Origin of the sequence: uncultured Roseobacter sp. (genome assembly GCF_947493125.1) — a bacterium.
GTDB lineage: Bacteria > Pseudomonadota > Alphaproteobacteria > Rhodobacterales > Rhodobacteraceae > Roseobacter.
The window spans coordinates 32,097-56,429 of the sequence record NZ_CANLQB010000005.1; the positions used below are offsets into that span (position 1 = coordinate 32,097).

At 61.1% G+C, this 24,333-nt stretch carries 21 protein-coding genes; 13 read left to right on the forward strand and 8 right to left on the reverse strand.

Going from position 1 to position 24,333, the window contains the following annotated elements; genetic code table 11:
* Positions 1-166 precede the first annotated feature (166 nt).
* From Q1A71_RS11630 to Q1A71_RS11645, 4 genes are read right to left on the reverse strand one after another with little or no spacing between them, the layout of a single operon-like run.
* Complete coding sequence (locus Q1A71_RS11630; protein WP_299675855.1) at positions 167-1,321, reverse strand: ABC transporter permease; 1,155 nt, start codon at positions 1,319-1,321, stop codon at positions 167-169.
* Positions 1,318-2,346, reverse strand: a complete 1,029-nt coding sequence (locus tag Q1A71_RS11635) for an ABC transporter permease (RefSeq protein ID WP_299675858.1) — start codon at positions 2,344-2,346, stop codon at positions 1,318-1,320. The genes Q1A71_RS11630 and Q1A71_RS11635 overlap by 4 nt, the downstream gene beginning before the upstream one ends.
* Entirely contained in the window at positions 2,343-4,262 is a 1,920-nt protein-coding gene (locus tag Q1A71_RS11640; RefSeq protein WP_299675861.1) for an ABC transporter substrate-binding protein, read from the reverse strand. Before Q1A71_RS11640 ends, Q1A71_RS11635 begins: the two co-directional genes overlap by 4 nt.
* Positions 4,255-6,027 (reverse strand): ABC transporter ATP-binding protein, encoded by a 1,773-nt coding sequence (locus Q1A71_RS11645; protein WP_299675864.1) that lies wholly within the window; start codon positions 6,025-6,027, stop codon positions 4,255-4,257. Before Q1A71_RS11645 ends, Q1A71_RS11640 begins: the two co-directional genes overlap by 8 nt.
* 171 nt (positions 6,028-6,198) lie before the next feature.
* Between Q1A71_RS11645 and Q1A71_RS11650 the strand changes: the two genes are divergently transcribed.
* Positions 6,199-6,684 carry a class I SAM-dependent methyltransferase gene (locus Q1A71_RS11650; protein WP_299675867.1) on the forward strand — a complete coding sequence of 162 codons (486 nt, stop codon included), beginning with the start codon at positions 6,199-6,201 and terminating at the stop codon, positions 6,682-6,684.
* Positions 6,685-6,750: 66 nt separating this feature from the next.
* Positions 6,751-8,841 (forward strand): 3-hydroxyacyl-CoA dehydrogenase NAD-binding domain-containing protein, encoded by a 2,091-nt coding sequence (locus tag Q1A71_RS11655; RefSeq protein ID WP_299675869.1) that lies wholly within the window; start codon positions 6,751-6,753, stop codon positions 8,839-8,841.
* Here the strand turns inward: Q1A71_RS11655 and rpe are convergent.
* Positions 8,832-9,521, reverse strand: coding sequence for a ribulose-phosphate 3-epimerase (gene rpe, locus Q1A71_RS11660; RefSeq protein ID WP_299675872.1), 690 nt, complete (start codon positions 9,519-9,521; stop codon positions 8,832-8,834). The genes Q1A71_RS11655 and rpe overlap by 10 nt on opposite strands.
* Positions 9,522-9,674: 153 nt before the next feature.
* On the opposite strand from rpe, the gene Q1A71_RS11665 reads away from it, so the two are divergent.
* From Q1A71_RS11665 to Q1A71_RS11680, 4 genes are all read left to right on the forward strand, one after another.
* Positions 9,675-10,694: an ABC transporter substrate-binding protein gene (locus Q1A71_RS11665; protein WP_299675875.1), complete on the forward strand. Its 1,020-nt coding sequence runs from the start codon at positions 9,675-9,677 to the stop codon at positions 10,692-10,694.
* A gap of 6 nt (positions 10,695-10,700) precedes the next feature.
* On the forward strand, positions 10,701-11,468 hold the full coding sequence (locus Q1A71_RS11670; protein ID WP_299675878.1) for an ABC transporter ATP-binding protein: 768 nt from the start codon (positions 10,701-10,703) through the stop codon (positions 11,466-11,468).
* Positions 11,446-12,255, forward strand: coding sequence for an ABC transporter permease (locus Q1A71_RS11675; RefSeq protein ID WP_299675880.1), 810 nt, complete (start codon positions 11,446-11,448; stop codon positions 12,253-12,255). The genes Q1A71_RS11670 and Q1A71_RS11675 overlap by 23 nt, the downstream gene beginning before the upstream one ends.
* Positions 12,256-12,347: 92 nt before the next feature.
* On the forward strand, positions 12,348-12,884 hold the full coding sequence (locus Q1A71_RS11680; protein WP_299675882.1) for a peroxiredoxin-like family protein: 537 nt from the start codon (positions 12,348-12,350) through the stop codon (positions 12,882-12,884).
* 78 nt (positions 12,885-12,962) lie between these two features.
* On the opposite strand, the gene Q1A71_RS11685 is transcribed toward Q1A71_RS11680, so the two are convergent.
* Both Q1A71_RS11685 and Q1A71_RS11690 read right to left on the reverse strand, forming a co-directional pair.
* A complete protein-coding gene (locus Q1A71_RS11685; protein ID WP_299675884.1) occupies positions 12,963-14,657 on the reverse strand; it encodes an AMP-binding protein in 1,695 nt (564 codons plus the stop codon).
* A gap of 8 nt (positions 14,658-14,665) precedes the next feature.
* Positions 14,666-15,538, reverse strand: a complete 873-nt coding sequence (locus tag Q1A71_RS11690) for a MurR/RpiR family transcriptional regulator (RefSeq protein WP_299677002.1) — start codon at positions 15,536-15,538, stop codon at positions 14,666-14,668.
* A 135-nt stretch (positions 15,539-15,673) separates the two neighbouring features.
* On the opposite strand from Q1A71_RS11690, the gene Q1A71_RS11695 reads away from it, so the two are divergent.
* Genes Q1A71_RS11695 through Q1A71_RS11725 form a run of 7 tightly spaced genes read left to right on the forward strand, consistent with a single transcriptional unit; the run spans position 15,674 to position 23,339 of the window.
* The gene (locus tag Q1A71_RS11695) at positions 15,674-16,423 is read left to right on the forward strand and encodes an N-formylglutamate amidohydrolase (protein ID WP_299675887.1); all 750 of its coding nucleotides are present in this window, start codon (positions 15,674-15,676) and stop codon (positions 16,421-16,423) included.
* Positions 16,420-16,998 carry a TRAP transporter small permease subunit gene (locus tag Q1A71_RS11700; RefSeq protein WP_299675890.1) on the forward strand — a complete coding sequence of 193 codons (579 nt, stop codon included), beginning with the start codon at positions 16,420-16,422 and terminating at the stop codon, positions 16,996-16,998. The genes Q1A71_RS11695 and Q1A71_RS11700 overlap by 4 nt, the downstream gene beginning before the upstream one ends.
* Entirely contained in the window at positions 16,988-18,310 is a 1,323-nt protein-coding gene (locus Q1A71_RS11705; RefSeq protein WP_299675893.1) for a TRAP transporter large permease subunit, read from the forward strand. The genes Q1A71_RS11700 and Q1A71_RS11705 overlap by 11 nt, the downstream gene beginning before the upstream one ends.
* 46 nt (positions 18,311-18,356) lie before the next feature.
* On the forward strand, positions 18,357-19,391 hold the full coding sequence (locus Q1A71_RS11710; RefSeq protein WP_299675896.1) for a TRAP transporter substrate-binding protein: 1,035 nt from the start codon (positions 18,357-18,359) through the stop codon (positions 19,389-19,391).
* Positions 19,392-19,446: 55 nt separating this feature from the next.
* Positions 19,447-20,811, forward strand: coding sequence for a glutamine synthetase family protein (locus Q1A71_RS11715; RefSeq protein ID WP_299675899.1), 1,365 nt, complete (start codon positions 19,447-19,449; stop codon positions 20,809-20,811).
* A gap of 4 nt (positions 20,812-20,815) precedes the next feature.
* A complete protein-coding gene (locus tag Q1A71_RS11720; RefSeq protein WP_299675902.1) occupies positions 20,816-22,189 on the forward strand; it encodes an aldehyde dehydrogenase family protein in 1,374 nt (457 codons plus the stop codon).
* A 4-nt stretch (positions 22,190-22,193) separates the two neighbouring features.
* Positions 22,194-23,339 (forward strand): iron-containing alcohol dehydrogenase, encoded by a 1,146-nt coding sequence (locus tag Q1A71_RS11725; RefSeq protein WP_299675905.1) that lies wholly within the window; start codon positions 22,194-22,196, stop codon positions 23,337-23,339.
* Positions 23,340-23,342: 3 nt separating this feature from the next.
* Here Q1A71_RS11725 and Q1A71_RS11730 read toward each other — a convergent pair whose 3' ends face one another.
* The gene (locus Q1A71_RS11730; RefSeq protein ID WP_299675908.1) at positions 23,343-24,092 is read right to left on the reverse strand and encodes a sulfite exporter TauE/SafE family protein; all 750 of its coding nucleotides are present in this window, start codon (positions 24,090-24,092) and stop codon (positions 23,343-23,345) included.
* Between the last annotated feature and the right edge of the window lie 241 nt (positions 24,093-24,333).

The window sequence follows — 24,333 nt, forward strand, 5'->3', positions numbered from 1 at the left end:
GCCACTCGAATAGGTGGTCCGCGGCAGTGTAATGCTCCGTTGGGAGCGGGCAACTGACGCTCAGGCCGATCTGCCAAAATACGCCGATTGTCGCCATGCGTTGTCTGGAAGGAGCCATTAGCCGCCTATCAGGCAGAGGATGTCCGCTGAGACGGCGCGCTGATGGTCAACTTTTGTAAGGGTCCAACGAAGCTCGCAGCCCGTCGCCCAGGAAATTGAAAGCCAGCACCACGAAGATGATTGGCAGCATCGGGATCGCTGTCCACGGATAGATCTCAATGCTGGCGAGGTTTTGCGCATCGTTTAGCATCACGCCCCAACTGACGGCGGGCGCGCGCAAGCCGAGGCCCAAAAAGCTCAGCGCGGTCTCGCCGAGAATCATCGCCGGTATTGACAGCGTTGCCGAGGCGATCAGATGCGACATGAAATTGGGCAAGAGGTGCCTTCGGATCACCCGACCCGGTTTCGCTCCCATCATCTCCGCTGCACGCACGTATTCTTCCTCTCTCAACGAGAGGAATTTACTTCGGACCGCCCGCGCCAGCCCCGGCCAGTCGAGGATGCCGAGGATGATCGAGATGATGAAGAAAACTGCGACCGGCCCCCAGTTCGACGGGACGGCGGCGGAGAGCGCCAGCCAGAGCGGGAGCTCGGGCAGAGAACGCAGGATCTCGATCACGCGGTTGATCAGCCAGTCGGTCTTACCGCCGAAATAGCCTGCGATGGAGCCGAAGAAGATGCCGAGCGCGAAGGAGACGGTGATGCCGATGAGCCCTACGGTCAGGGAGAGCTGCGCGCCGTAGAGGATGCGACTGAAAACGTCTCGCCCCAAACGGTCCGAGCCCCAAAGAAACACGGTGGCACCCTCTGGTGCGCAGAAAAGATGTGTGTTTGAGGGAATGAGCCCGAAGAGATTGTAAGTGTCGCCGTCGCAAAAAAACTGCAGTGGCATGGGCCGCGTGGTGTCGGTCTCGTAGGTCCAGCGATAGTTCACCAGATCAGCTGTTGCCGTGGTCGGATAGACGAAGGGTCCGATGAACTCCCCCTCGTGCCAGAGGTTGATCGACTGCGGCGGGCTGTAGAGATACTCTGCGCTGCGCTCGTTCGGTGTGTAAGGTGCGATGAAGCCCGCGAAAGGCAGCATCAGATAGCTCAGCAACAGAAAGATGCCCGAGATCAGGCCCAGCTTGTGCCGTTTGAACTTGCGCCAGACGAGCACCCAGTTGGGAGCGTCCATCTCTGAACGTTCGAGGGCCGAGAGGTCCTGATCGTCTGACCAAGGCGCCTCGTCAACATAGCGACCGTCGGGCAGTTTCTTCATCCGCCGCGCGCTCCGTAGCGGATGCGCGGGTCAAGCAAGACCAGAAGCAGATCGGAGATCATGGTGCCGATGAGGGTGAGCAAGGCCACGAACATCAGCACAAAACCGGCGAGAAACTGGTCCTGGCTCTTGAGGGCCGTGAGAAGTGAGGGACCGATGGTTTGCAAGCCCAACACGACCGACACGAGCACCGAGCCTGAGACCATCGCAGGCAGCAGGTTGCCAATGTCCGCGACGAAGGGGTTGAAGGCCATGCGCAACGGGTATTTGGCGAGCAGCTTGGACGGGCCGAGGCCCTTTGCCTTGGCGGTCTCGACATAGGGCTTGCTAAGCTCATCGAGCATGTTCGCGCGCAGGCGCTGCATCATCGCCGCGGCACCGGATGTGCCGATCACGAAGGTCGGTACGATCAGATGGACAAGAATGGATTTCACCTTCTCCCATGACATCGGCTCACCCTCGTATTCCGGCGCCATCAGGCCGCCAATCGGCAGATCGAAATACTTGTTGCCATAGTAGAAGAGTATCAGGGCCAGCAGGAAGTTGGGTGTGGCAAGACCCAGATACCCCACAAAAGCGGCGGTGTAGTCGACCCAAGTCTCTGATTTGGCAGCTGCAATCACACCAAGCGGCAAGGCCACCATGTAAACGAACAGCACGGCGGCCAGGTTCACCAGCACCGTGAGCCAGAGCGCATCGCCGACGACTTCGCTGACGGGGCGATCAAACTCGAAGGACCATCCAAAGTTGCCCTGGATCAGCCCGTACCAGCCCTGTGGACCTGGAGCCATTCCGACCCAGATCAGGTATTGCTCCCAGACAGGTCGGTCCAGCGCGTATTCGGTGCGCAGAAACTCCGCTTTTGCGACCCCTTCGGCCTGACCGGTGGCGCGCAGCTCGGCGATCTGGTTGCTGAGGTAGTCTCCTGGCGGCAGGTTGATGATCACGAAGATCAGGATCGAGACCACCCAGAGGGTCAACAGCATCGTGATGAACCGATAGATGGCGTAGCGGACGAACATCATTGGGTAAGCTGCTGGAACGGATCTTCGTAGTAGAATTCATCAATCCGGTGAATGCCGAAATGCGCGCCCGGGTCCCAGGCCCATTTCGCCTCTTCGGGCACATTGCGCAGCCGGTTTGAGACCACGATAGGCTGCGGTGCCTCAGAGAGAATGCCGATGCCGAACTGGTGTTCGGCGTGGATCTCAAGCATCTCGCGCCAGATGGCGGAGCGCGCTTCGGTATCCTCGGTGTGATCCCAATCCCAGCTCAGCTGCATCAGGCGCTTGGCTGCGGGCATGTCGGGTGCCTCTCCCACGTCTCCGCCGGTCTGGTAGTGCTGGCCCCATTTGGGCCAGGCGAAGAACTCCTGATGCGTCGGAGCAAGATACTCAGGCGGGGTGTAGGGCTGCGGCAGCCCGTTGTCCCAGCCGAACCAGACCGCCGACATGCTGAGGCCGGAATAGACGCGGTTGCGCAGGATGTCGCGATCAAGCGGGCGCATGATCAGCTTGATCCCGATCTCGCGCCAGGTGTCGGTGACGATGGCCAGAGCATTCTCCACCTCTTGCCGCTCGCCTGCGGTTTCGATCACAAACTCCATGGGCCGCCCGTCGGGCAGCTTGCGGACCCCGGAGGGCGTACGTTCGGTGAGCCCCATCTCGTCCAGCAGAGCATTGGCTTTCGCGGGGTAATAGATCGACCAGCGGAACAGGTTCGCCGGGTCGAATAACGGGCTTTGCGCCAGCGCAGTCATGCCACCCTCTTTTGCAAGCCCGAAATAGAGCGCGCGATTGATCATGCGACGGTCGATACCCAAGGACAAAGCGCGACGGAAGCGGACATCCCGGATCACCTCCCGCCAGACTGGATCGGCGAAATTGAGATTGGGGTAGATGGTGATCTGACTGGCGGCACCATTGGCCCAAAGCAGAGTGCGATAGCCTGCGCCGTCCGTCTCGCCCTTCTTCAGGATCGAGATATCCGGGAAGTCGAGCCCGCGCGCCTGCAGGTCGACCTCTCCGGCATTGGCCTTCGCGGCAATGAGCCCGCCGCCCACGACGGTCATCTCGACCACATCAATGTAGGGCAGCTGCACGCCGCGTTTGTCGATACGATGATAATAGGGGTTGCGGACAAAGACATGCCGACTTGACTTCGTACCGGAGGCGTTCATCCAGGGCTGGAGGGTGGGCAGATCCGGATTGTCGAACTTGTACATGTTGTCGCGATCGTTGTGCAGCGCGGCCCAGGTGCGCACGCGGGCTTTTTTAATCTCGCGGCGCAGCGCCGTCTTGTCAGTGAAGTCGGCATGAAACTGCTTGAGATAATGCGCAGGGCGATAGATGAAATACGGGCTGGCCTGCGCAAGCAGCTGCAAAAACTGAGGGTTTGGCCGGGGCCACTCAATCACGACGGTGGTCTCATCCGGGAAACTGACGTCGGCCAGAACACCGTCCACAATCATGCTTTGCGGCGGTCCTGCCGGGCTTAGTTCGCGGTTCAGCGCAACGTGCTCCCAGTAGTAGCGGAAATCTTCGGAGGTAAACGGATGTCCATCGGACCAGCGGTGACCCTTGCGCAGATGTAAGGTGAACTTGCGGCCGTCCTCCACCTCGATGTCGCGCAGAATATCCGGATAAAGCTCATAATCGTGATCATAGCCGACGAGCCGGGCATAGCCGTAGACCACCATCTGGCGGACGTCCTTCGAGCGCGAGACAAGTGTGCGCAACGCTCCACCCTGTTCACCGTAGGTTCGGCCTTTGGCCTCCAGATCGACCACCAGGGGCTCGGACGGCAGGCGCTCGACCACGGGGGGCAAGATGCCGCTTCGCACTTCGCTTTTCCAGAAACTGCTCTCAGACGGCGCTGGCACATCTGCTGGCGCAGCGACAGCGAAGCAAAGGGCGCACAGCAGGGCAAAACATCTAAACATGACAACGTACCTTATGGCCGGGTTCCAGTTCGGTCAAAGCAGGCGCCGCAACCCCTTCAAATCGGAAGGCCTCCGGCCAGCTAGACGGTGTGCCCGCGCCCTTAGCAACGAGTTTCAGATCAATCGGCCGGTTCACATCCGGTTCCGGCTGAGCCGCAATCAGGGCCCGCGTGTAGGGGTGGCGCGGGTTGTAGAACAACGTATCGGGCGGGGCCTGTTCGACGATCACCCCCTGACGCATCACCGCGACTTCGTCGGCGATGCGGGCGACGACGGCCAGATCATGGCTGATGAAAAGATAACTCAGCCCCATCCGGTCTCGTATGTCCTCCAGCAGACAGAGGATCTGCTCCTGCACCGAGACATCGAGCGCTGAGGTGGGCTCGTCGCAGACGAGCAGAACCGGATCTAGCGTCAGCGCCCGCGCGATCGAGAGACGTTGGCGCTGTCCACCGGAGAAGGCATGTGGGTAACGGGTGAGCATAGATGCATCAAGGCCAACCCAGCGCAGCATTTCGGCGGCCTTTTCGCGGCGCTCGACCTTGGTACCGAGCTTGTGGATTTCCATCGGTTCGGTCAGTGTCTGACCGATCCGCATGCGCGGCGAGAGCGACGAGTAGGGGTCCTGAAAGACCATTTGAGCCTGGCGTTGGAAACACACACGCTCGTCGGTGGACATATCGTGAATTTTTGTGACATCCGCGTTGGAGCTGGGTCGGAAGAGGACCTCTCCGCCCTCGTCCGGCAATTCAGCGCCGAGCGCGATGCGCGCGCAGGTCGTCTTGCCTGACCCGCTTTCACCGACGACGGCCAGCGTCTTGCCGCGTTCAAGTGAGAGATTGACTTCGTGGCACGCGGTCACGGTCACCGGCTTGCTCCAGCCGCCCGCACGCATGGTGTAGGTCTTGGAGACGTCGCGCAGATCGAGGATAAGGTCGCTGCCGCGGTCGGCGCGCGCGGGTGCTGCCACCTCCGGGATCATGGGCGCGGCTGCAAAAAGCTTCTTTGTGTAGCCATGCGCCGGGCCGCCCAGGACGGCAGGTGCAGGTCCACGCTCCATCACCCGGCCTTTGTTCATCACAACCACCTGCTCAGCCATATTCGCCACCACACCCAAGTCGTGGGTGACGAGGATCACCGCCATGCCGGTCTCTTTCTGCAGATCCTTGATCAGCCCAAGCACCTGCGCCTGTGTGGTCACGTCGAGGGCCGTGGTCGGCTCGTCAGCGATCAGAAGTTCGGGCTTGGCCACCATAGCCATCGCGATCATCGCCCGTTGCCGCATCCCGCCGGACATCTCGAAAGGATAGGCTTTCCAGACCCGCCCCGGATCTGGAAAACCGACCCGTTCGAAGGTCTCCAGCACGCGCGCCTTGGCCTTGGCCCTGGGCAGGTCGCGGTGCAGTCGCAAGACCTCCGAGACTTGATCGCCAAGCCGATGCAGAGGCGAAAGGGACCGCATCGGCTCCTGGAAGATCATCGAAATCTGGTTGCCGCGGATCTGGCGCATCATGCGCCGCGTCTCTGCCAGCAGGTTGCAGCTTCTGCCACCACCTGAGAAAGTGATCACACCGCTGTGGATCTTGGCGCTAGAGGGCAGGATGCGGAGCACGGACCGGCAAGTGATGGTTTTGCCGGAGCCGCTCTCGCCGACAAGCGCCAGGGTTTCTCCAGGCATCACCTGGAAGGAGACGTCACTCACAATCGGCGGCGCCGATCCGAAGCCGATGCTTAGATCGCGCACATCAAGCAGCGGCGTTACCACGTGTCTGCCTCGTCCCTATTCCGCATGCGTTCTTACGAACTGCCTTCCTTGGGCCAGTCAACGCCATTTCGCCGCTCGCGTCCAGCGCACAGATGTGTGAGTGGCTTTCTACTGGTGCTTCGACCCAAAAAGGCGCATCTGAGTGTGAAAGATTTGTAAAAGGATCCAGTGATGAGCCGCCTCGATCTCTTCATCGACCGCATGGTGTCGCAGCGGGCCTGTCTGGAGTATGCGGCAAGAGAAGTGGGCGATATGCCCGGACCAGTTTTCGAGCTGGGCCTGGGCAACGGGCGCACCTACCACCACTTGTGCAGCCTCCTGCCGCCGCGCGACATTTACGTCTTTGAGCGTGCCGTGGCCTCGCATCCCGACAGCACACCGCCGAAGGATCGCGTCATCCTGGGAGATGTGTTCGAGACACTGCCGCAGGCGCTGGAGCGGTTCGGCCCCACCGCACGTCTGGTCCACGCTGATCTGGGCGGGCACAACGCTGCGAAGAACGACATCTTCGCCCGCAGGATTTCACCGGTGATTGCGCCGTTTCTCGCGCCCGGCGGTGTGATGGTGTCGAGTGACCGTATGTATTTCGATGACTTCGAAGAGCTTCCTTTGCCCGACAGCGCAGTCCCCGGACGATGTTTTGTCTATCGGCGCTGAGGGGTTGCGCTTGCCAGGCATCTGCGAAACCCTGTTCTCTGCGGTCAGCCGGGTGGGGAGTTTTCAATGACGGATGTAGTGGCCTATGAGACCCATGGCGCAGTAGCGGTGCTGCGTCTGCAGAACCCACCGGTCAATGCGCTGAGCCACGCGGTGAGGCAGGGCCTGATGGCTGGTATGGACCGGGCCGAGGCAGATCCGGCGGTGCGGGCAGTGTTGATTGTCGGGAATGGTCGGACCTTCATTGCTGGTGCGGATATCAAGGAATTTGGCAAACCACCCTTGAAGCCGCATTTACCCGATGTCTGCAACCGGATCGAAGCCTCGCCGCTTTTGGTCGTGGCCTCGATGCACGGCGTCAGCCTTGGAGGCGGGCTGGAGGTTGCGCTTTCCGCTCATTATCGCGTTGCGCAGCCGGAAGCGCGCCTTGGGCTGCCGGAGGTGCATCTGGGCCTGATCCCCGGCGCGGGTGGGACCCAGCGGCTGCCACGGTTAACGGGAGCGGACGCCGCAATCGAGGTGATCACCAGTGGCCGCCAAGTCGACGCGCAGGAGGCTGCAGATCTCCATATTCTTGATCGGGTCGCGCCGGGGGACCCGCAAGCGGTCGGCCTTGCCTATGCGCAGGAGCTGCTCGAAAGCGGTGCGCCGCGCCGTGCGGTGAGTGAACTGCCCGCGCCCGCGCCGATTGATTGGGATGCCACGCACGCTCGCGTGTTGAAGAAGGGCCAAGGCCAGCTCTCTCCTGCGCAGGCGGTTCGTGCGGTGCAGGCCTCCGCCGACTTGCCCTTCGCGGAAGGGCTGGCCGAAGAGCGGCGGATATTCCGTGACCTGATGGCGACCGATCAACGGCAGGGCATGATCCATGCGTTCTTCTCTGAACGTGCGGTGAGCAACCTGTCTGAGTTGAAGGGCGTGGCCCCCCGCGCGTTGAAGACGATAGGCGTGATCGGTGGCGGCACCATGGGCGCAGGGATAGCGACATCGGCCCTTCTGGCGGGCTTGCAGGTCGTGCTGGTTGAACGTGATCAACCAGCCGCTGACGCCGCACATACACGGATTGCCGCAAATCTGAAAGGGGCACTGAAACGAAGCAAGATCTCGCAGGAGCGGCATGACAAGCTGGTTGAGCACATGTTGCAAGTGGTGACGGACTACGCGACCCTCGCACCTGCCGATTTGGTGATCGAAGCGGTTTTCGAAGACATGACCGTAAAGACGGCGGTTTTTGCCGAACTGGATGCCGTCTGCAAACCCGGTGCGGTGCTGGCCACCAACACCTCTTACCTCGACATCAACGAGATCGCCGCAAGGACGGCGCGACCCTCGGACGTGATTGGCCTGCACTTCTTCTCGCCTGCCCATGTGATGAAGCTGTTGGAAGTGGTCGTTCCGGACCAGACCGCGCCCGATGTGGTGGCGACCGGTTTTGCGCTCGGAAAGCGTATGGGCAAGGTCTCCGTACGCTCCGGTGTGTGTGACGGTTTCATTGGCAACCGCATCATGCGCGCTTATCGAACAGCGGCGGATCACATGGTGCTGGATGGGGCCACGCCGTTCGAGATCGACACGGCGGTGACCGAGTTCGGGTTTGCTATGGGACCCTTCGCGGTCTCCGATCTTGCGGGTCTCGACATCGCCTGGGCGATGCGCAAGCGCATGGCACCCACGCGCGACCCGCGCGAACGTGTTGGTCGCTACGCAGACAAGCTGTGCCAGGCGGGGCACTTCGGGCGTAAGACAGGGAAGGGGTTCTACGTTTATCAGGACACTGCGCCGGTGCCCAATCCCGATGTGATGGAGCTGGTTGCCGCCGAACGGGTGGAGCGCGGCATTTCCCCGCGCAGCTTCTCAACCGACGAGATCCGGCGTCGCTATATGGCTGCGATGGTCAATGAGGCAGCGAAAATCGTCGGTGAAGGCATCGCCCTGCGGCCTCTGGATGTGGATATGGTGCTGCTCTTCGGCTACGGTTTCCCGCGCTATCGCGGCGGGCCGCTGAAATGGGCGGACCTGCAAGGCATCGAGACGGTGCTTGCAGATATAAGGACCTATGCCAAGGAGGATGACTTCTTCTGGCAACCCGCGCCGCTTTTGCAGCAGCTGGTAGCCGAGGGACGCTGTTTTGACGATCTGAACAAAGCCGCTCAGACGTAAGTGCCAGCAGCGGCCTCCCGGATGGCTCGGATGTTCTCGCCGTAGGGAGCGGGATTGCGGACCGAGCCGCCCCGGAAGACGGCGGAGCCTGCAACCAGCACATCGGCACCCGCGTTGGCGACCATCGGCGCGGTGACCGGATCGACACCGCCGTCTATCTCGATATGAACGGGCCGGTCGCCAATCATCTCGCGCAAGCTGCGGATTTTGGCTGTCATGTCGATGAACTTCTGTCCGCCGAAGCCCGGATTCACCGTCATCACGCAAACCAGATCTACATTATCGAGCAATTCTGACACCGCGCTGGCGGGCGTACCGGGGTTTAATGCCACACCGGCCTTTGCCCCCGCACCGCGAATGGCCTGCAACGTCCGGTGGATGTGCGGGCCAGCCTCCACATGCGCGGTGATCAAGTCGGCCCCCGCCTTGGCGAACGCTTCGATGTAGGGATCGACCGGCGCGATCATCAGATGCACGTCCATGACGCCCTTGATATGAGGCCGGATTGCGGCACAAGTGGCCGGACCAAAGGTGATATTGGGCACGAAATGGCCATCCATCACATCCACATGCACCCAATCGGCCCCCTGCGCCTCGATCGCCGCACACTCCGCCCCAAAATTGGCGAAATCAGCGGCCAGGATTGATGGCGCGATCTTGATGGAACGGTCGAAGGACATGGGCGATCCCCTGCTCTGAACGATGTCCTTTGCGCTATACCGGCCCGCGCCGGGCCGAGGCAAGGGTGCATCGCCGCTTGCGGACGCGGGCCCTTGCGGTAAGCTCCGCACAACGCCCTTCAGGGGGCTTTCGGGAGAGAGGGAGAAAGAAACATGACGGAGTTTACTCGCCGGCAGGCTTTGGGCACTTTGAGTGCGGCGACCACGGTCGGGCTGGCCGCCCCGGCCTATGCCGCGGGGCGCAAGATCACCGTTGGCGCGCTGCGCTTCACCAGTCATTCGGGAAGCTTCATCGCCTTTGAGCGTGGGTACTTTGCCGAGGCCGGGCTGGAGGTGGAATTGAAGTTCTTCCAGGCCGCACAGCCCATGGCCGTCGCGATTGCCAGCGGCGATGTTGACTATGCAGTGACCGCCGTCTCGGGCGGTTTGGTGTCGTTGGCCGACAAAGGTGCGATCAAAGTGATCGGTGGCGCATTGTCGGAAGAGCCGGGGATTGACGGGCAGAAAATCCTCGCCAGCGATGCGGCGTTTCAGGCGGGGCTGACCTCGCCCGCAGCGCTCGACGGCAAGCGCTTTGGCATGTCCACGGCAGGCTCGTCGTTCCATTACATGGGCTCCAAGGTGGCGGCGGCGGAGGGGGCCTCGCTCTCCTTCAAGCCGCTGCAGAAGGTGGGCGCCATCATCGGTGCGCTGAAGTCCGGGCAGATCGACGCGTGGTCGATCGTGCCGCATATCGCCAAGCCGCTTGCGGCATCGGGTGCCGTGCACATCATTGGGGATATTGCGGATTACTTGCCCGACTATCAGGTGACGACCGTCTTTACCTCTGCCGGTAACGCGGCCAACGAACGCGAAATGACAGGGGACTATCTGGCTGCCTACGCGCGCGGCGTCGCTGACTACAACGCCACCATGATCGCGCAGGAAAGCGGGCAGGAGGGCGTCGACGCTATGGTCGATCTCATTCACAAATATGTCTACACCGACCGCCCGCGCGAGAAGGCGGCGCCGTCGATTGTCAATGGCACGATGCGCCTGAACGAAGGGGCGGCGTTGAACGTCGCGTCGGTGCGGGACCAGTTGCAGTGGTTCCAATCCGAAGGGCTGGTGGATGCGGGCATCACGCTCGATACTCTGCTCGATACGTCTTACGTCGAGACGGTTGGCAGCTGACGCAAGGTGGAGCTGCGCCTCTCCAAGGTTGGTCACAGCTACGCGGGCCGCGAGGTTCTGCGCGGCATTGATCTGGAGGTGCCCCAAGGGCAGATCGTCTGCATTGTCGGGCCGTCCGGCTGTGGCAAGTCCACCCTGCTGCGGATGATGGGCGGGCTGGAAGTGCCTGCGCAGGGAGATGTCTTGCAGGTCGGGTACCCTCCGGAGGGCTGCCTCAACCCCTTGACGTTCATCTTTCAGGACTTTGCGCTGCTGCCGTGGCGGAGCGTGGCGGGCAATGTCTCGCTGGTGCTGGAGGACCATCCCATCGGCCGCGCGGAGCGGCGCGAGATGGTTGCGGATGTCTTGGCGCGCACACGACTGACCGAGTTCGCTGATGCGTTGCCACGGCAGCTTTCCGGTGGAATGAAACAGCGGGTTGCCATTGCACGGGCGCTTGTGGTTCGCCCGGCGGTCATGCTGATGGATGAACCGCTCTCGGCGCTGGACAGTCAGACCCGCGAATTGTTGATGGACGATCTGGTCAACCTGTGGATAAGGCAGCCTTTTACAGCAGTTTATGTGACCCACAATCTGGCAGAGGCGGTTCGGCTTGGTCATCGCATTTTTGTCCTATCGCGGCGCCCCGGAGAGTTGCGAGAGGTCATTCAGCTGGACAAACCTCTGGCGGAGCGGGGCTACGGCGATGCCGAACTGGAGGTGCAGCAGAAACACTTGTGGGATCTGATGCGGGCAGAAGCGGCGGCGGCGGATGCGGAGCTTGTTGGTGGATAAATTGGCACAGAAAGTTGCATTTAGAGGGGGTGGATTTACCTTTCAAAGCCGCAGATGGGTTGGCTTTCTGGTCTTTGTTGTGCTGCTTTTGCTGGCGGAATGGGGCACGCGTAGCGGCGTCATCTCGCCATTGACGCTCCCAAGACCGACGGATGTTTTTCAAACATTTGTAGAACTTTACAGCTCAGGGCTCTTGTTTCAGCACCTGATCCCGTCGCTGCTACGGCTGTTGGTCGGGGCTGCACTGGGTGCATCCCTTGGAATTGCTGTGGGGCTTTTGATCGGATTGTTCTCTTTTGTGCGGGCCGGTTTGCTGCCTTTGGTGGCGGCCATCTTCCCAATCCCGAAAATTGCACTCTTGCCGCTCTTTGTGATCTGGTTCGGCATTGATGAGGGCAGCAAATATGCATTGATTGCCTTTGGCACCTTCACACCAACGGTTGTGGCCACCTTCGCCGCTGTGGACAACGTGGACCGCACGCTGATCCGCATGGGCCAGAGCTTTGGCCTCAGCTGGGTGAGCATTGTGCGCAAGATCGTGCTGCCGGGGGCGATGCCGGGCATTCTGGCGGGGCTTCGGATCAGCCTGGCGATTGCAATCATCCTGCTTGTGGCGGCGGAAATGCTGGGCGCGGAGTTCGGGATCGGAGCTTATATTCTGGAGGCCGGGTCGCTTTATGATCTGGAGCGGCTTTTTGCAGGTGTGGTGATCCTGTCGGTGCTGGGCGTTCTGGTGAGTGCAGTGATCGGGGCTGTTGAGCGCCGTTTGCTGGATTGGCGGACGTGAGACCGCGCACAAGGAAACGTGATCAGGCCAAACTGGCACGTGGGATCTGTTCGTGAGACGAAGCACTGTATTGCCACTGAAGGAGACTTGACATGCTGATGCCCCGCCAGAAGACCCCTGACCTGACTCTGCCGTTGCTCGGGGGCGGGACCTTCGATCTGTCCAAGGATGGATCCGAGCGCGGCACCGTCGTGTGTTTTTATCGGGGGCTGCACTGCCCGCTGTGTGCAACCTATCTGGCGGAGTTGGAGAAGCAGACCCCGAAATTTGCTGAGCGCGGCGTCAAGACCATTGCGGTCAGTAGCGACGGGGAAGAGCGGACGCAGGCCATGGCCGAGAAGATTTCAGCCAAAGAATTGCGCTTTGGTCATGATCTGTCGCTGGCCAAGGCGAAGGAGTGGGGGCTTTACATCTCGACGTCACGGGGTAAGACCTCGATCGGGATCGAGGAGCCAGCGCTCTTCTCGGAACCTGGGCTCTTCATGGTCACCCCCCAACAGACGCTGTATTATGGATCGGTCCAGACGATGCCATTTGTCCGTCCGCATTTCTCTGAACTGGTCGGAGCGCTCGATTTCGCAATCAACAACGACTACCCCGCACGCGGCGAATACGCAGGCGCTGTTTAAAGGCGCGGCTGCGCCGCACTCCATGTCCCGGGCCTTTCCTTTCAGGAGTCGCCCGGTGTTGGCGTGTAGTTGCTGGCCTCAACTCTCTTCGGCGAGGTCGGCGATCATCTCGTCGCGCATGATAAATTTCTGAGGTTTCCCCGTGACGGTCATTGGCAGTTCGGATTTCAGGCGGATGTGTTTCGGGACCTTGTAGTGGGCGATGTTGTCCTTGCAGAACTGCCAGATGTCTTCGGGTGATGTGGTCCTGTTGTCGTGCAGGACGACCCAGGCACAGACCACCTCGCCCAGGGTATCATCCGGGATGCCGAAAACCTGCGCCTGTGCAATGTCGGGGTGGGTATACAGGAATTCTTCAATTTCGCGCGGGTAGATGTTTTCGCCGCCGCGCAGGATCATGTCTTTGACCCTACCAGTGATGGTGCAATAGCCCTCTGGGTCCAGAGTGGCGAGGTCGCCGGTGTGCATCCAACCGTCCGCGTCGATGCTTTCGGCGGTTTTGGTTTCTTCGCCCCAATAGCCTTTCATCACGGAGTAGCCGCGGGTGAGCAACTCGCCTTGTGTGCCGATAGGAACCGTTTCGCCATCGACATTGACGATGCGGACTTCGACATGCGGATGGATCCGGCCCACGGATGACACGCGCTGATCCAGCGGGTCATCCACGTTGCTCTGGAAAGAGACAGGCGAGGTTTCCGTCATTCCATAGGCGATGGTCACACCGGTCATGTGCATCTGCGACTGCACCTGTTTCATGACTTCTCGCGGGCAGGGCGCGCCCGCCATGATCCCGGTGCGCAGGGTGCTGAGGTCGAAGGAGCTAAAATCGGGCTGCGCGAGTTGCGTCACAAACATCGTGGGCACGCCATAGAGCGCCGTGCAGCCTTCCTCGGCCACCGCTTGCAGCGTCTCGCGGGGGTCAAACCCTTCGCCCGGGATGACCATGGTGGCCCCTTTGGTTATGCAGCCGAGCGTGCCCATGACCATGCCGAAGCAGTGATAGAAGGGCACGGGGATGCAGAGCTTGTCTGTCTGCGTCAATTGAAGCGTTCGGGTGACGAAATGCGCGTTGTTGACGATGTTGTGGTGGGTGAGGCTCGCGCCTTTGGGGCTGCCGGTGGTGCCGGAGGTGAACTGGATGTTGATAATGTCTTGCGGATCGAGCGTGTCTGTGAGCGCGTCGAGACCCACTGTTACAGCCGTTCCGGACGTGCAGAGCGCGTCAAAGCTGATCATGCCCGTCGGGACCTCGTGACCCATCACGATCACATGCCGCAGGTGTGGCAGGCGAGCGGACTGTAGCGGGCCTGTTGTGTCCTCAAGTTCGGGTGCCAGTGTCTGCAGCATCTCCGCATAGTGGCTGGTCTTGAAGAAGTGCGCGGTGACCAATGCTGTGCAGTTGACCGCGTTGAGTGCGAATTCCAATTCGGACAGCCTGTAAGCGGGATTGATGCAGACCAGCACCGCACCGATGCGAGCCGTGGCGAATTGGGTCAGCAGCCATTCCGCCCGGTTGGGCGACCAGATGCCCACGCGGTCGCCTTTGCCAATGTTCAGGCTCAGCAGGCCGGCGGCCAGGCGGTCTACCTCTCGTGCGAAGTCAGCGTAGGTCCAACGGATATCCTGCGCGCGAAAAATGGCGGCGGGGTGGTTGGGCAGTCGGGCGGCAGTTTGCGCCAGGAGGTCAGGAAGGGTGATGTTCAGTAACGGCTCGGACGTGTCGCCGATCACATGGGAGAGACCGTCGCATGGGGTTCTGTCGTGATCGGCCATCGTTATCCTCAGGTGAATTTGCGGAATAGTTTGGTCTGGTCGAACATATCCTCAAGCGTCTGCATGCGGTCGCGCGTGTCCGGCCAGGACAGGTCTTGCACTGCGGCGATCAAGGTTTCGACCAACAGCAGCGTGGTTGCTGCCGAATCCCAGGCGGATGGCACGACGATACGGCTGGAAAAGCAGATGTCCGCGAGGTTGTGAATGGGCGAGCGCCACTGGTCGGTGAAGAGGATAATCCGTGCGCCACGGCTGCGTGCGATCTCGGCCAATTTCAGCGTATTGCTCTCGTAGCGGCGGACATCGAAGATGACGAAGGTGTCGCCTTCGGCTACGTCGAGCAAATAGTGAGGCCATGCGTTGGACGTAGACTGAATGTGGACCACCTCGGGCCGGATCATCTGCATGTGCAGAAAGAGGTATTCAGCCATGGTGTGGGTGATGCGCCCTCCGACGATGTGCAGCCGCGAGCCGGTATCGGCCAGTTGCGCGCATGCGGCATCGAAGTCGCCTGTATCGATCTGGCCCAGCGACTGGCGAATATTGCCGATCACGGCCTCGGTGAAGCGGTTGAGCATATGCTCCTCAGGCGCACCTTCGGCCCAGGTGTCATATTTGGCAATGGGGCCGGACAGCTGGGCCTTAAGTTCGTCGCGCAAGTCCGCCTGAAACTCCGGATACCCTTTGAAGCCGAGCTTCTGCACCATACGCGCGACCGTTGGGGTGGACACATCTGCATCCTGTGCCAACGCGGCGATGGGTCCCAAGCCGGAGGCGGGATAGTTGTCGAGGATCGCGTCAGCCAATTGTCGCTCGGCCCTGGTCAGCGTGTCGAGCTGGGCCTGAATGCGATCTGCGATGGTGAGTGTGGCCTCGTCCACGTCATATGCCTTCATTTTGATAGGTTTTATTACAGCATGATCCTGCCTGAATGTATTGTTTCATTATTTTGTTGACAGAATCCCGATCGGGCAAGCAATTTATTCGCAACCGGGGGCGGAATGTCAGATCACACAATGGAAACAGCAACAGATGACGTGGTGCAGGTTCTGCATCCGCACGGAGCATCCGGCATCGTGCTTGTCTGCGAGCATGCCAGTCACCATGTGCCCGCTGCGCTGCAGGATTTGGGATTGCCGGAAGACATGCGCAAAGGGCATGCCGCGTGGGATCCGGGCGCGTTGGGGGTGGCGGAAGGGCTGTCGCAGCGGCTAGATGCGCCGTTGGTTGCCAGCAGGGTGTCGCGCCTGGTCTATGACTGCAATCGCCCGCCCGAAGCGCCGTCGGCCATTTTGGAGTGCAGCGAAGGGCGTGAGATTCCGGGCAATATCGGGCTGGAGCATCGTGTACGTGCGGATCGTGTGGCGCGCTACTACCTCCCGTTCGAGGCGCGCGTGCGGGCGGTTTTGGATACCGCGCCAGCGCAGGTCTTGGTGACCGTACACAGCTTCACACCGGTTTTCATGGGCCAGCGGCGTGATGTCGAGATCGGGATACTGCACGATGTGGACACGCGCCTTGCGGATGCAATGCTGGCCCGAAGCCTCCAACACACGGCTTTGCATGTGCAAAGGAATGCGCCCTATGGCCCACAGGACGGGGTGATGCACACGCTGCAGCAGCACGGGGTATCGCGCGGTATTCCCAATGTCATGATCGAGGTGCGCAACGATCTGATTGCGACATTTGCAGCCCAGGCTGCGATGGCCCAGATGCTCGCAGATTGGATCAGTCAAAGTCTCAGCGCTGTGGAGATGGCCGCATGAAGCGGGTCGCAGGCGTCTACGTGCGCTGGGTCGATGCGGTGAACTACCGGATCGGGCGCGTGATGATGTATGGCATCTTCGTGATGATGGCGATCCTGCTGTGGTCGTCGATCTCCAAGACCTTCTTTTTGCCGACGCTCTGGACGCTGGAGATGGCGCAGTTCGCGATGGTTGCCTACTACATCACCGGCGGGCCTTACGCGATGCAGCTGGGCGCCAATGTGCGGATGGATCTGTTCTATCACGACTGGTCGGTGCGAAAGAAAGCCTGGTTCGACGCGTTCACCGTGCTGCTGCTGATCTTCTATCTTGGCGTGCTGCTCTATGGCGCCCTGGGGTCTACTGCCTATTCGCTGGGGTACTGGGGGCAGGAGCCGCTGGCCTATTTCGCGGGGCTTATGGTGGGCACGGAAGAGGTCGGGCGGCTGGAGCGCTCCAGCACCGCGTGGCGGCCTTACATTTGGCCGATCAAAGCGGTGATGATCCTTGGGTTCTTCCTGATGCTGTTGCAGGCGATTTCCGAGCTGATCAAAGACATTGCGACGATCCGGGAGGTCGATCTCAATGTCGTATGAACTGATCGCCATCCTGATGTTCGCCTCGATGATGCTGATGCTGATGACGGGGCAGCGGGTCTTTGGCGCCATCGGTGGGGTGGCGGCGCTTGCAGCGATCCTACTGTGGGATCCGGGCGGGTCGAACATCCCCTTTTCGGCGGCGATGAAGCTGATGAAGTGGTACCCGCTGCTGACGCTGCCGATGTTCATTTTCATGGGCTACGTCCTGTCGGAATCGAAGATCGCCGATGATCTCTACCGGATGTTCCACGTCTGGATGGGTCCGGTGTCGGGTGGATTGGCGATTGGCACCATCGGGCTGATGGTGCTGGTTTCGGCGATGAACGGGCTGAGCGTAGCGGGCATGGCCATCGGGGCGACCATCGCGCTGCCCGAACTGCTGCGAAGGGGCTATGACAAGCGGATGGTGACGGGGGTCATTCAGGCGGGGTCGAGCTTGGGGATACTCGTGCCGCCCTCGGTGGTGCTGGTGCTCTACGCGATGATCGCGCGGCAGCCGGTTGGGCAGCTGTGGCTGGCTGGTGTGGTGCCGGGCCTGATGATGGCAGCGGCCTTCATTCTCTATATCTACCTGCGCTGCAAGGCGAACCCCGCGCTCGGGCCCGCCTTGCCACCAGAAGAACGCACCGTGCCCATGGCGGAAAAGCTGCGGCTGCTGCGGGCGGGGCTGCTTCCTATCGTGATCTTCATGGCGATGATGGTGCCGTTTGTGAACGGCTGGACCAGCCTTGTGGAAAGCTCAGCCATCGGGGCGCTCACAGCCTTCATGGCGGCGGTGCTGAAGGGGCGCATGAATAAGGAGGTGTTCGAGACCTCCGTGCGCCAGACCCTCGCGATCTCCTGCATGTTCATGTGGATCATTCTCGCCGCCCTCGGTTTTGGGGCGGTGTTCGACGGGTTGGGTGCGGTTAAAGCCATCGATCAGCTCTTTACGAACCAGTTGGACCTCAACCCGTGGATGATCCTGATCCTGATGCAGCTGTCATTTTTGCTGATGGGCACGTTCCTCGATGACACCGCGATGCTGGTCATCGTGGCGCCCTTGTATGTGCCCTTGGTGGCAGCGCTTGGGTTCGATCTGATCTGGTACGGTGTGCTTTATACGATCACCACACAGATCGCCTATATGACGCCGCCCTTTGGTTATAATCTCTTCCTGATGCGCGCGATGGCGCCGCCCGAGATTACGCTCAAGGACATCTACGGGTCGATCCTGCCGTTTGTGATTGTGATGATCGGGTGCCTCGCGCTGATCATGACCTTCCCGCAGATCGCCCTTTGGCTGCCGGAATACGTTTACAGAAAATAACCAAGACCCCGCCGACGGGGCGTTCAACGCAACAAGGAGTAAGACCATGACAACAAGACGCAAGTTTCTCACCACCGCGGCGGCGGGTGCTGCGGCCGTGCCGCTGGCCGCCCCGGCGCTGGCGCAATCCACGATCCGCTGGCGGATGCAGACCTATGCGGGTCCGGCGCTGGCCGAACATGTGATCAAACCCGCCATCGACAGCTTCAACAAGATCGCCGGCGACCGGATGCAGATCGAGTTGTTCTTCGCCGATCAGCTGGTGCCCACGGGCGAGCTCTTCCGCGCCATGCAGAACGGCACAATCGACGCGGTACAGTCAGATGACGACAGCATGGCCTCGCCCACCGAAGTGACGGTGTTTGGCGGCTATTTCCCTTTTGCCTCGCGCTACTCGCTCGATGTGCCGGTGCTCTTCAACCAATACGGTTTGAACGAGATCTGGGACGAGGAGTATTCCGCCGTGGGAGTGAAGCACCTCAGCGCGGGCGCCTGGGACCCGTGCCACTTCGCCACCAAGGACCCGATCCGCAGCCTTGCAGATCTGGAAGGCAAGCGGGTCTTCACCTTCCCCACAGCGGGCCGCTTCCTGACGCAGTTCGGCGTGGTCCCGGTGACCCTGCCATGGGAGGATATCGAGGTGGCGGTGCAGACCGGCGAGCTGGACGGCATCGCCTGGTCCGGTATCACCGAAGACTACACCGTCGGCTGGGCGGATGTGACCAACTACTTCCTGACCAACAACATTTCCGGCGCCTGGGCGGGGTCATTCTTTGCCAATATGGAAAGCTACAACGCGCTGCCCGATGACCTCAAAGAGCTGCTCAAGGTCTGCATGGACCAGTCGCACTACTATCGCCAGTGGTGGTACTGGGGTGGTGAGGCCAATCTGCGCGTGAACGGCACCAAGATGGAGCTGACCTCGATCCCGGATGCGGAATGGCAGCAGGTCGAGGATGCAGCGCTCAAGTTCTGGGACGAGATCGCGGCGGAAAGCGAGACCAAGGCGAAGGTCGTCGAGATCTTCAAGCAATACAACGCCGATATGGTCAAGGCTGGACGGCCCTACCGCTACGGCTAACCATTCCCGGGGGCGACCCGGGTCGCCCCCGACCCTTACGAAAATGGACAATCAAATGGCTGGCACACTGAGCTTTGAGCAGTTGAAATCGCAGGTGGCGGAGGGCGTGATCGACACGGTTCTGGTCTGCCTTGTGGACATGCAGGGCCGGTTGATGGGCAAACGTTTCCACGCGGCGAATTTCGTTGAGCACTCCCATGCGGAGACCCATTGCTGCAACTACCTGCTGGCCACGGATCTGGAAATGGCGACGCCCGATGGTTATGCCAGCACCTCGTGGCAGGCGGGTTACGGCGACTATGTGATGCGCCCCGATCTCAGCACGATCCGCCCGATGCCGTGGCTGGAGGGCACCGCGATGGTGCTCTGCGATATCCTCGATCACCAGACGCATGAACCGGTGCCGCACGACTCGCGTGCAGTGCTGAAACGTCAGGTCGCGCGGCTGGCCGAGATGGGCTTCGACGCGATGATGGCGACGGAGCTGGAGTTCTTCCTCTTCGAGAAATCCTACGACGCCATCCGCGCCTCGGGCTTCCGCGATCTGGCTCCGATCAGTGGCTATAATGAAGACTACCACATCCTGCAGACCACCAAGGAAGAGGGGATCATGCGACCGCTGCGCAATCACCTCTATGCCGCTGGTGTACCGGTCGAAAACACCAAGGGGGAGGCCGAGACGGGGCAGGAGGAGCTCAACATCCGCTATGCGGCAGCGCTCGACTGCGCCGATCACCACAGCATCGCCAAACATGCCGTCAAGGAGATCGCCTGGCAGCAGGGGCACGCAGCGAGTTTTCTGCCGAAATGGGCCGCGGATAAGGTGGGCAGTTCGTCCCATGTGCATCAGTCGTTGTGGCAGGGTGAAACGCCTGCTTTCTATGACGCAGACGATAGCCTGGGCATGTCGCAGCTGATGAAACACTATATGGCGGGTCTGATTGCCTATGCGCCGGACTATACGTTTTTCCTCGCGCCTTATGTGAATAGCTACAAGCGCTTCGCAAAGGGGACCTTCGCGCCCACGAAAACCGTGTGGTCTGTGGACAACCGCACCGCTGGCTTCCGGCTCTGCGGCGATGGCACGAAAGGCGTGCGCGTCGAATGCCGGATCGGCGGGTCGGACCTGAACCCCTATCTCGCGCAAGCAGCCATGCTGGCCGCAGGCATCAAGGGGATCGAGGACAAGCTGGAACTGCCCTCGCCCACCAAGGGCGATGTCTATGAGGACGCGCAGGCCGCGGATATCCCGCGGACCCTGCGTGCGGCGACGGAGACGTTGCGCGGCTCCGGCATGCTGCGTGCGGCGATGGGCGATGACGTGGTCGACCACTACACCCGCTGTGCCGAATGGGAGCAGGAAGAGTTTGACCGTGCCGTGACCGACTGGGAAATCGCCCGTGGATTCGAGAGGGCCTGAGCCGATGACCATCACCTGTATCTCCCCAATCGACGGGTCGATCTACGCAACACGGCCGGTCTTGACCGAGTTCGAAGCCGCCGAGGCGGTGGCCAAGGGCAAGGCAGCGCAGGCAGCCTGGGCGGAACGGCCTTTGCAGGACCGGGTCGATCTGGTGCTGCGGGGCGTCGCCAATGTGGGCGCGATGAACGACGAGATCGTTCCAGAGCTGGCCTGGCAGATGGGGCGACCCATCCGCTATGGCGGCGAATTCGGCGGCTTTGACGAACGCGCGCAGCATATGGCGCGCATTGCGGGGGACGCGCTGGCGCCCATTGCGCTGGAAGACAGCGGAGCCTTTCGCCGTATGATCAAGCGGGTGCCGCATGGGCTGGTCCTGGTGGTCGCCCCTTGGAATTATCCCTACATGACGGCGATCAATACGGTGGCCCCGGCTCTGATCGCAGGCAACGCGGTGATGCTGAAACACGCCAGCCAGACGCCACTGGTCGGCGAGCGCATGGCGCAGGCGTTTCATGCGGCGGGTGTGCCTGAGGAGGTGTTTCAGAACGTCTTTCTCGACCACAGGACAACGTCCGCTCTGATCGCGGACCGCGCCTTTGGGTTTGTGAACTTCACAGGGTCGGTCAGCGGTGGGCGCGCGATGGAAGCCGCGGCGTCGGGCACCTTCACGGGCCTCGGGCTCGAGTTGGGCGGCAAGGACCCCGGCTATGTCATGGAAGATGCGGATGTCGAGGCGGCGGCAGAGACGCTGATCGACGGTGCGATGTTCAACTCGGGCCAGTGCTGTTGCGGGATCGAACGGATCTACGTGGCCGACGCGCTGTTTGAGCAGTTTGTGGATAAGGCGGTCTCCATCGTTGAAACCTACAAGCTCGGCAACCCGCTGGAGCAGGAGACGACGCTTGGGCCGATGGCGCAGGTGCGCTTTGCCGATGAGGTGCGGGCGCAGACCGCAGAGGCTGTAGCAGCGGGCGGCAAGGCGCTGATCGACAAGCGCCTTTTCCCCCACGACGGTGGCGCGTATTTGATGCCTCAGATCCTGGTGGATGTGGATCATTCCATGCGGCTGATGCTTGAGGAGAGCTTTGGCCCGGTTGTGGGTATCATGCCGGTCAAGGACGATGCCGAGGCGGTCCGGCTGATGAACGACAGCGCCTATGGGCTGACCGCCTCGCTTTGGACACCTGACATTGCCCGCGCCGAGGCAATTGGCCATGCCATCGAGACAGGCACCGTTTTCATGAACCGGGCCGACTATCTGGATCCGGGCTTGTGCTGGACCGGCTGCAAGGATACCGGACGAGGCGGAGGGCTGTCAGTGATCGGATATCACAATCTGACGCGCCCGAAATCTTATCATTTCAAGAAGGCCTGAGCCGATGACACTCACTGCCAACTGGTCCTATCCCACCGCGATCCGTTTCGGGGCGGGGCGGATTTCGGAGATCGCCGAGGTCTGTGCGGCGACAGGCATCACCAGGCCATTGCTTGTCACCGACAAGGGGCTGGCGGAACTGCCCATCACCCAGAATGTGCTGGAGCTGCTAACGGCCGCAGGTCTGGGCCGGGCAATGTTCTCGGATGTGGACCCGAACCCGACTGAGAAGAACGCCGCGGCCGGTGTCGCCGTGTACCGCGAAGGCGGTCATGATGGCGTCGTGGCGTTTGGGGGTGGCTCCGGGCTAGATCTGGGTAAGGTCATCGCCTTCATGGCCGGGCAGACACGCCCGCTATGGGACTTCGAAGATGTCGGCGATTGGTGGACACGCGCCGATGCTGACGCGATTGCTCCCATCGTCGCGGTGCCGACCACAGCCGGGACGGGGTCGGAAGTGGGGCGCGCCAGCGTGATCACCAATTCGGAAACCCATGAGAAGAAGATCATCTTCCACCCCAAGATCTTGCCCAGCGTCGTGATCTGCGATCCAGAGCTGACAGTCGGCATGCCGCCTGCCATCACTGCAGGCACCGGCATGGACGCCTTTGCCCATTGTTTGGAGGCCTATTGTTCGCCGCACTACCACCCGATGTCTCAAGGCATCGCGCTGGAGGGGATGAAGCTGGTCAAGGATAATCTGCTGCTTGCCTACGAAGACGGGACCAATCTTGAGGCACGGGCCCACATGATGTCGGCGGCAGCCATGGGTGCGACGGCCTTTCAGAAGGGGTTGGGTGCGATCCACGCGCTGTCGCATCCCATCGGCGCTGTGCACCACACGCACCACGGAACAACCAACGCGGTGGTGATGCAGCCGGTGCTGATGTTCAATCGCCCCAAAGTGCGCAAACACCTTGCGCGCGCGGCGAACTATCTCAGCATTTCAGGCGGGTTCGACGGGTTCTACGCCTTCGTCGGTGAGCTGAACGCGAAGTTGAAGATCCCTAAAACTTTGACGGACCTGGGCGTGAAAAACCCCAATATCGAGGCGCTGGTGACATCTGCTTTGCAGGATCCAAGCGTCGGAGGGAACCCAGTGAAGATGACCGTGAAGAACACAACAGAATTGCTGGAGGCCTGTTTCTAGCCTTCAGCCGTACCAGATTGCCCTGCGGATCAGGTTCAAACCCATCAGCACGAAGATGACGAGGATCGCTGTGCGGAACCCGTCACCGGTGAGGCGGTTGCGGAAGACCTCGCCCAGGCTGAACCCGATCAGCGTCGGAAGCAGCATTGCCGCGGAGAGCCCAGCAAGCGGCCCGGTCATAAAGCCCAGCTGGATATAGGCCACGCACAGCGGCAGGCTGCCCACGAAGATCAAAAACCCGCTCGCGCGCACAAATTCTTCTTTGTCGACTTGTTTGGTTGCCAGATACATCGCCAGCGGCGCACCCCAGCCTGCGGTCATTCCGCCGACCACACCGGCGAAGAGCGCGAATCCGACTTGTGCTGCGTTGTCGTACCGCGCCGGGAGCGGCGGGACGACCCCCCGCCAGGAAACGGCGACAAAAAGCAGGATGACCAGCCCGAGGAAGGCCAACAGCGCCCGGTCACCGGTGTTTTGCGTGGCAAATACGGTCAACGCCACACCTGCCAGCAAAACAAACGCAAAAAGCGCGTAGCGACGTGCTGTGCGCCTGAGGTAACCCGCCCGAAACAGCTGCCATGCGTTGGAGCCGATCATCGGAAAAAGCACCAGCGCGATCGCCGTGCGGGGGTCGAGAAACAGGGTCATCAGCGCGATCGCTGCCGTGGGCATCCCGATCCCGGCCAAACCCTTGACTGCCCCGGCAAAGAAAAACGCGGCGCCGGCGATGATGAGGGTCGTGGTGTGGTCCAAGGGCTGGGTCCTGCGGTGGTCCTGCCGATATGCGCAGGCCGCTGGAAGGTCCGCCGAAACTGCTCGGGTGTCAATTCAGCTGGGTTTCTTGCGCGGACGCAGCTTGAACAAGGCCCTGCTGCAGTCTGTCGCAGGGCCGTTCGGTGAAGACAGATTTGAGCACGCCGCGTGAATTGATCCGACCCAGGGAGCGCTTGGCACGTTTACCATGAGGCTCCATAATATAACTAAAGAGCGTAGG

Bases quoted from the DNA above. Each gene is read 5' to 3' on its own strand.
- Q1A71_RS11630 (WP_299675855.1), bottom strand. From the start codon at position 1,321: ATGAAGAAACTGCCCGACGGTCGCTATGTTGACGAGGCGCCTTGGTCA.
- Q1A71_RS11635 (WP_299675858.1), bottom strand. From the start codon at position 2,346: ATGATGTTCGTCCGCTACGCCATCTATCGGTTCATCACGATGCTGTTG.
- Q1A71_RS11640 (WP_299675861.1), bottom strand. From the start codon at position 4,262: ATGTTTAGATGTTTTGCCCTGCTGTGCGCCCTTTGCTTCGCTGTCGCT.
- Q1A71_RS11650 (WP_299675867.1), top strand. From the start codon at position 6,199: ATGAGCCGCCTCGATCTCTTCATCGACCGCATGGTGTCGCAGCGGGCC.
- Q1A71_RS11655 (WP_299675869.1), top strand. From the start codon at position 6,751: ATGACGGATGTAGTGGCCTATGAGACCCATGGCGCAGTAGCGGTGCTG.
- rpe (WP_299675872.1), bottom strand. From the start codon at position 9,521: ATGTCCTTCGACCGTTCCATCAAGATCGCGCCATCAATCCTGGCCGCT.
- Q1A71_RS11665 (WP_299675875.1), top strand. From the start codon at position 9,675: ATGACGGAGTTTACTCGCCGGCAGGCTTTGGGCACTTTGAGTGCGGCG.
- Q1A71_RS11675 (WP_299675880.1), top strand. From the start codon at position 11,446: ATGCGGAGCTTGTTGGTGGATAAATTGGCACAGAAAGTTGCATTTAGA.
- Q1A71_RS11680 (WP_299675882.1), top strand. From the start codon at position 12,348: ATGCTGATGCCCCGCCAGAAGACCCCTGACCTGACTCTGCCGTTGCTC.
- Q1A71_RS11685 (WP_299675884.1), bottom strand. From the start codon at position 14,657: ATGGCCGATCACGACAGAACCCCATGCGACGGTCTCTCCCATGTGATC.
- Q1A71_RS11695 (WP_299675887.1), top strand. From the start codon at position 15,674: ATGGAAACAGCAACAGATGACGTGGTGCAGGTTCTGCATCCGCACGGA.
- Q1A71_RS11700 (WP_299675890.1), top strand. From the start codon at position 16,420: ATGAAGCGGGTCGCAGGCGTCTACGTGCGCTGGGTCGATGCGGTGAAC.
- Q1A71_RS11705 (WP_299675893.1), top strand. From the start codon at position 16,988: ATGTCGTATGAACTGATCGCCATCCTGATGTTCGCCTCGATGATGCTG.
- Q1A71_RS11710 (WP_299675896.1), top strand. From the start codon at position 18,357: ATGACAACAAGACGCAAGTTTCTCACCACCGCGGCGGCGGGTGCTGCG.
- Q1A71_RS11715 (WP_299675899.1), top strand. From the start codon at position 19,447: ATGGCTGGCACACTGAGCTTTGAGCAGTTGAAATCGCAGGTGGCGGAG.
- Q1A71_RS11720 (WP_299675902.1), top strand. From the start codon at position 20,816: ATGACCATCACCTGTATCTCCCCAATCGACGGGTCGATCTACGCAACA.
- Q1A71_RS11725 (WP_299675905.1), top strand. From the start codon at position 22,194: ATGACACTCACTGCCAACTGGTCCTATCCCACCGCGATCCGTTTCGGG.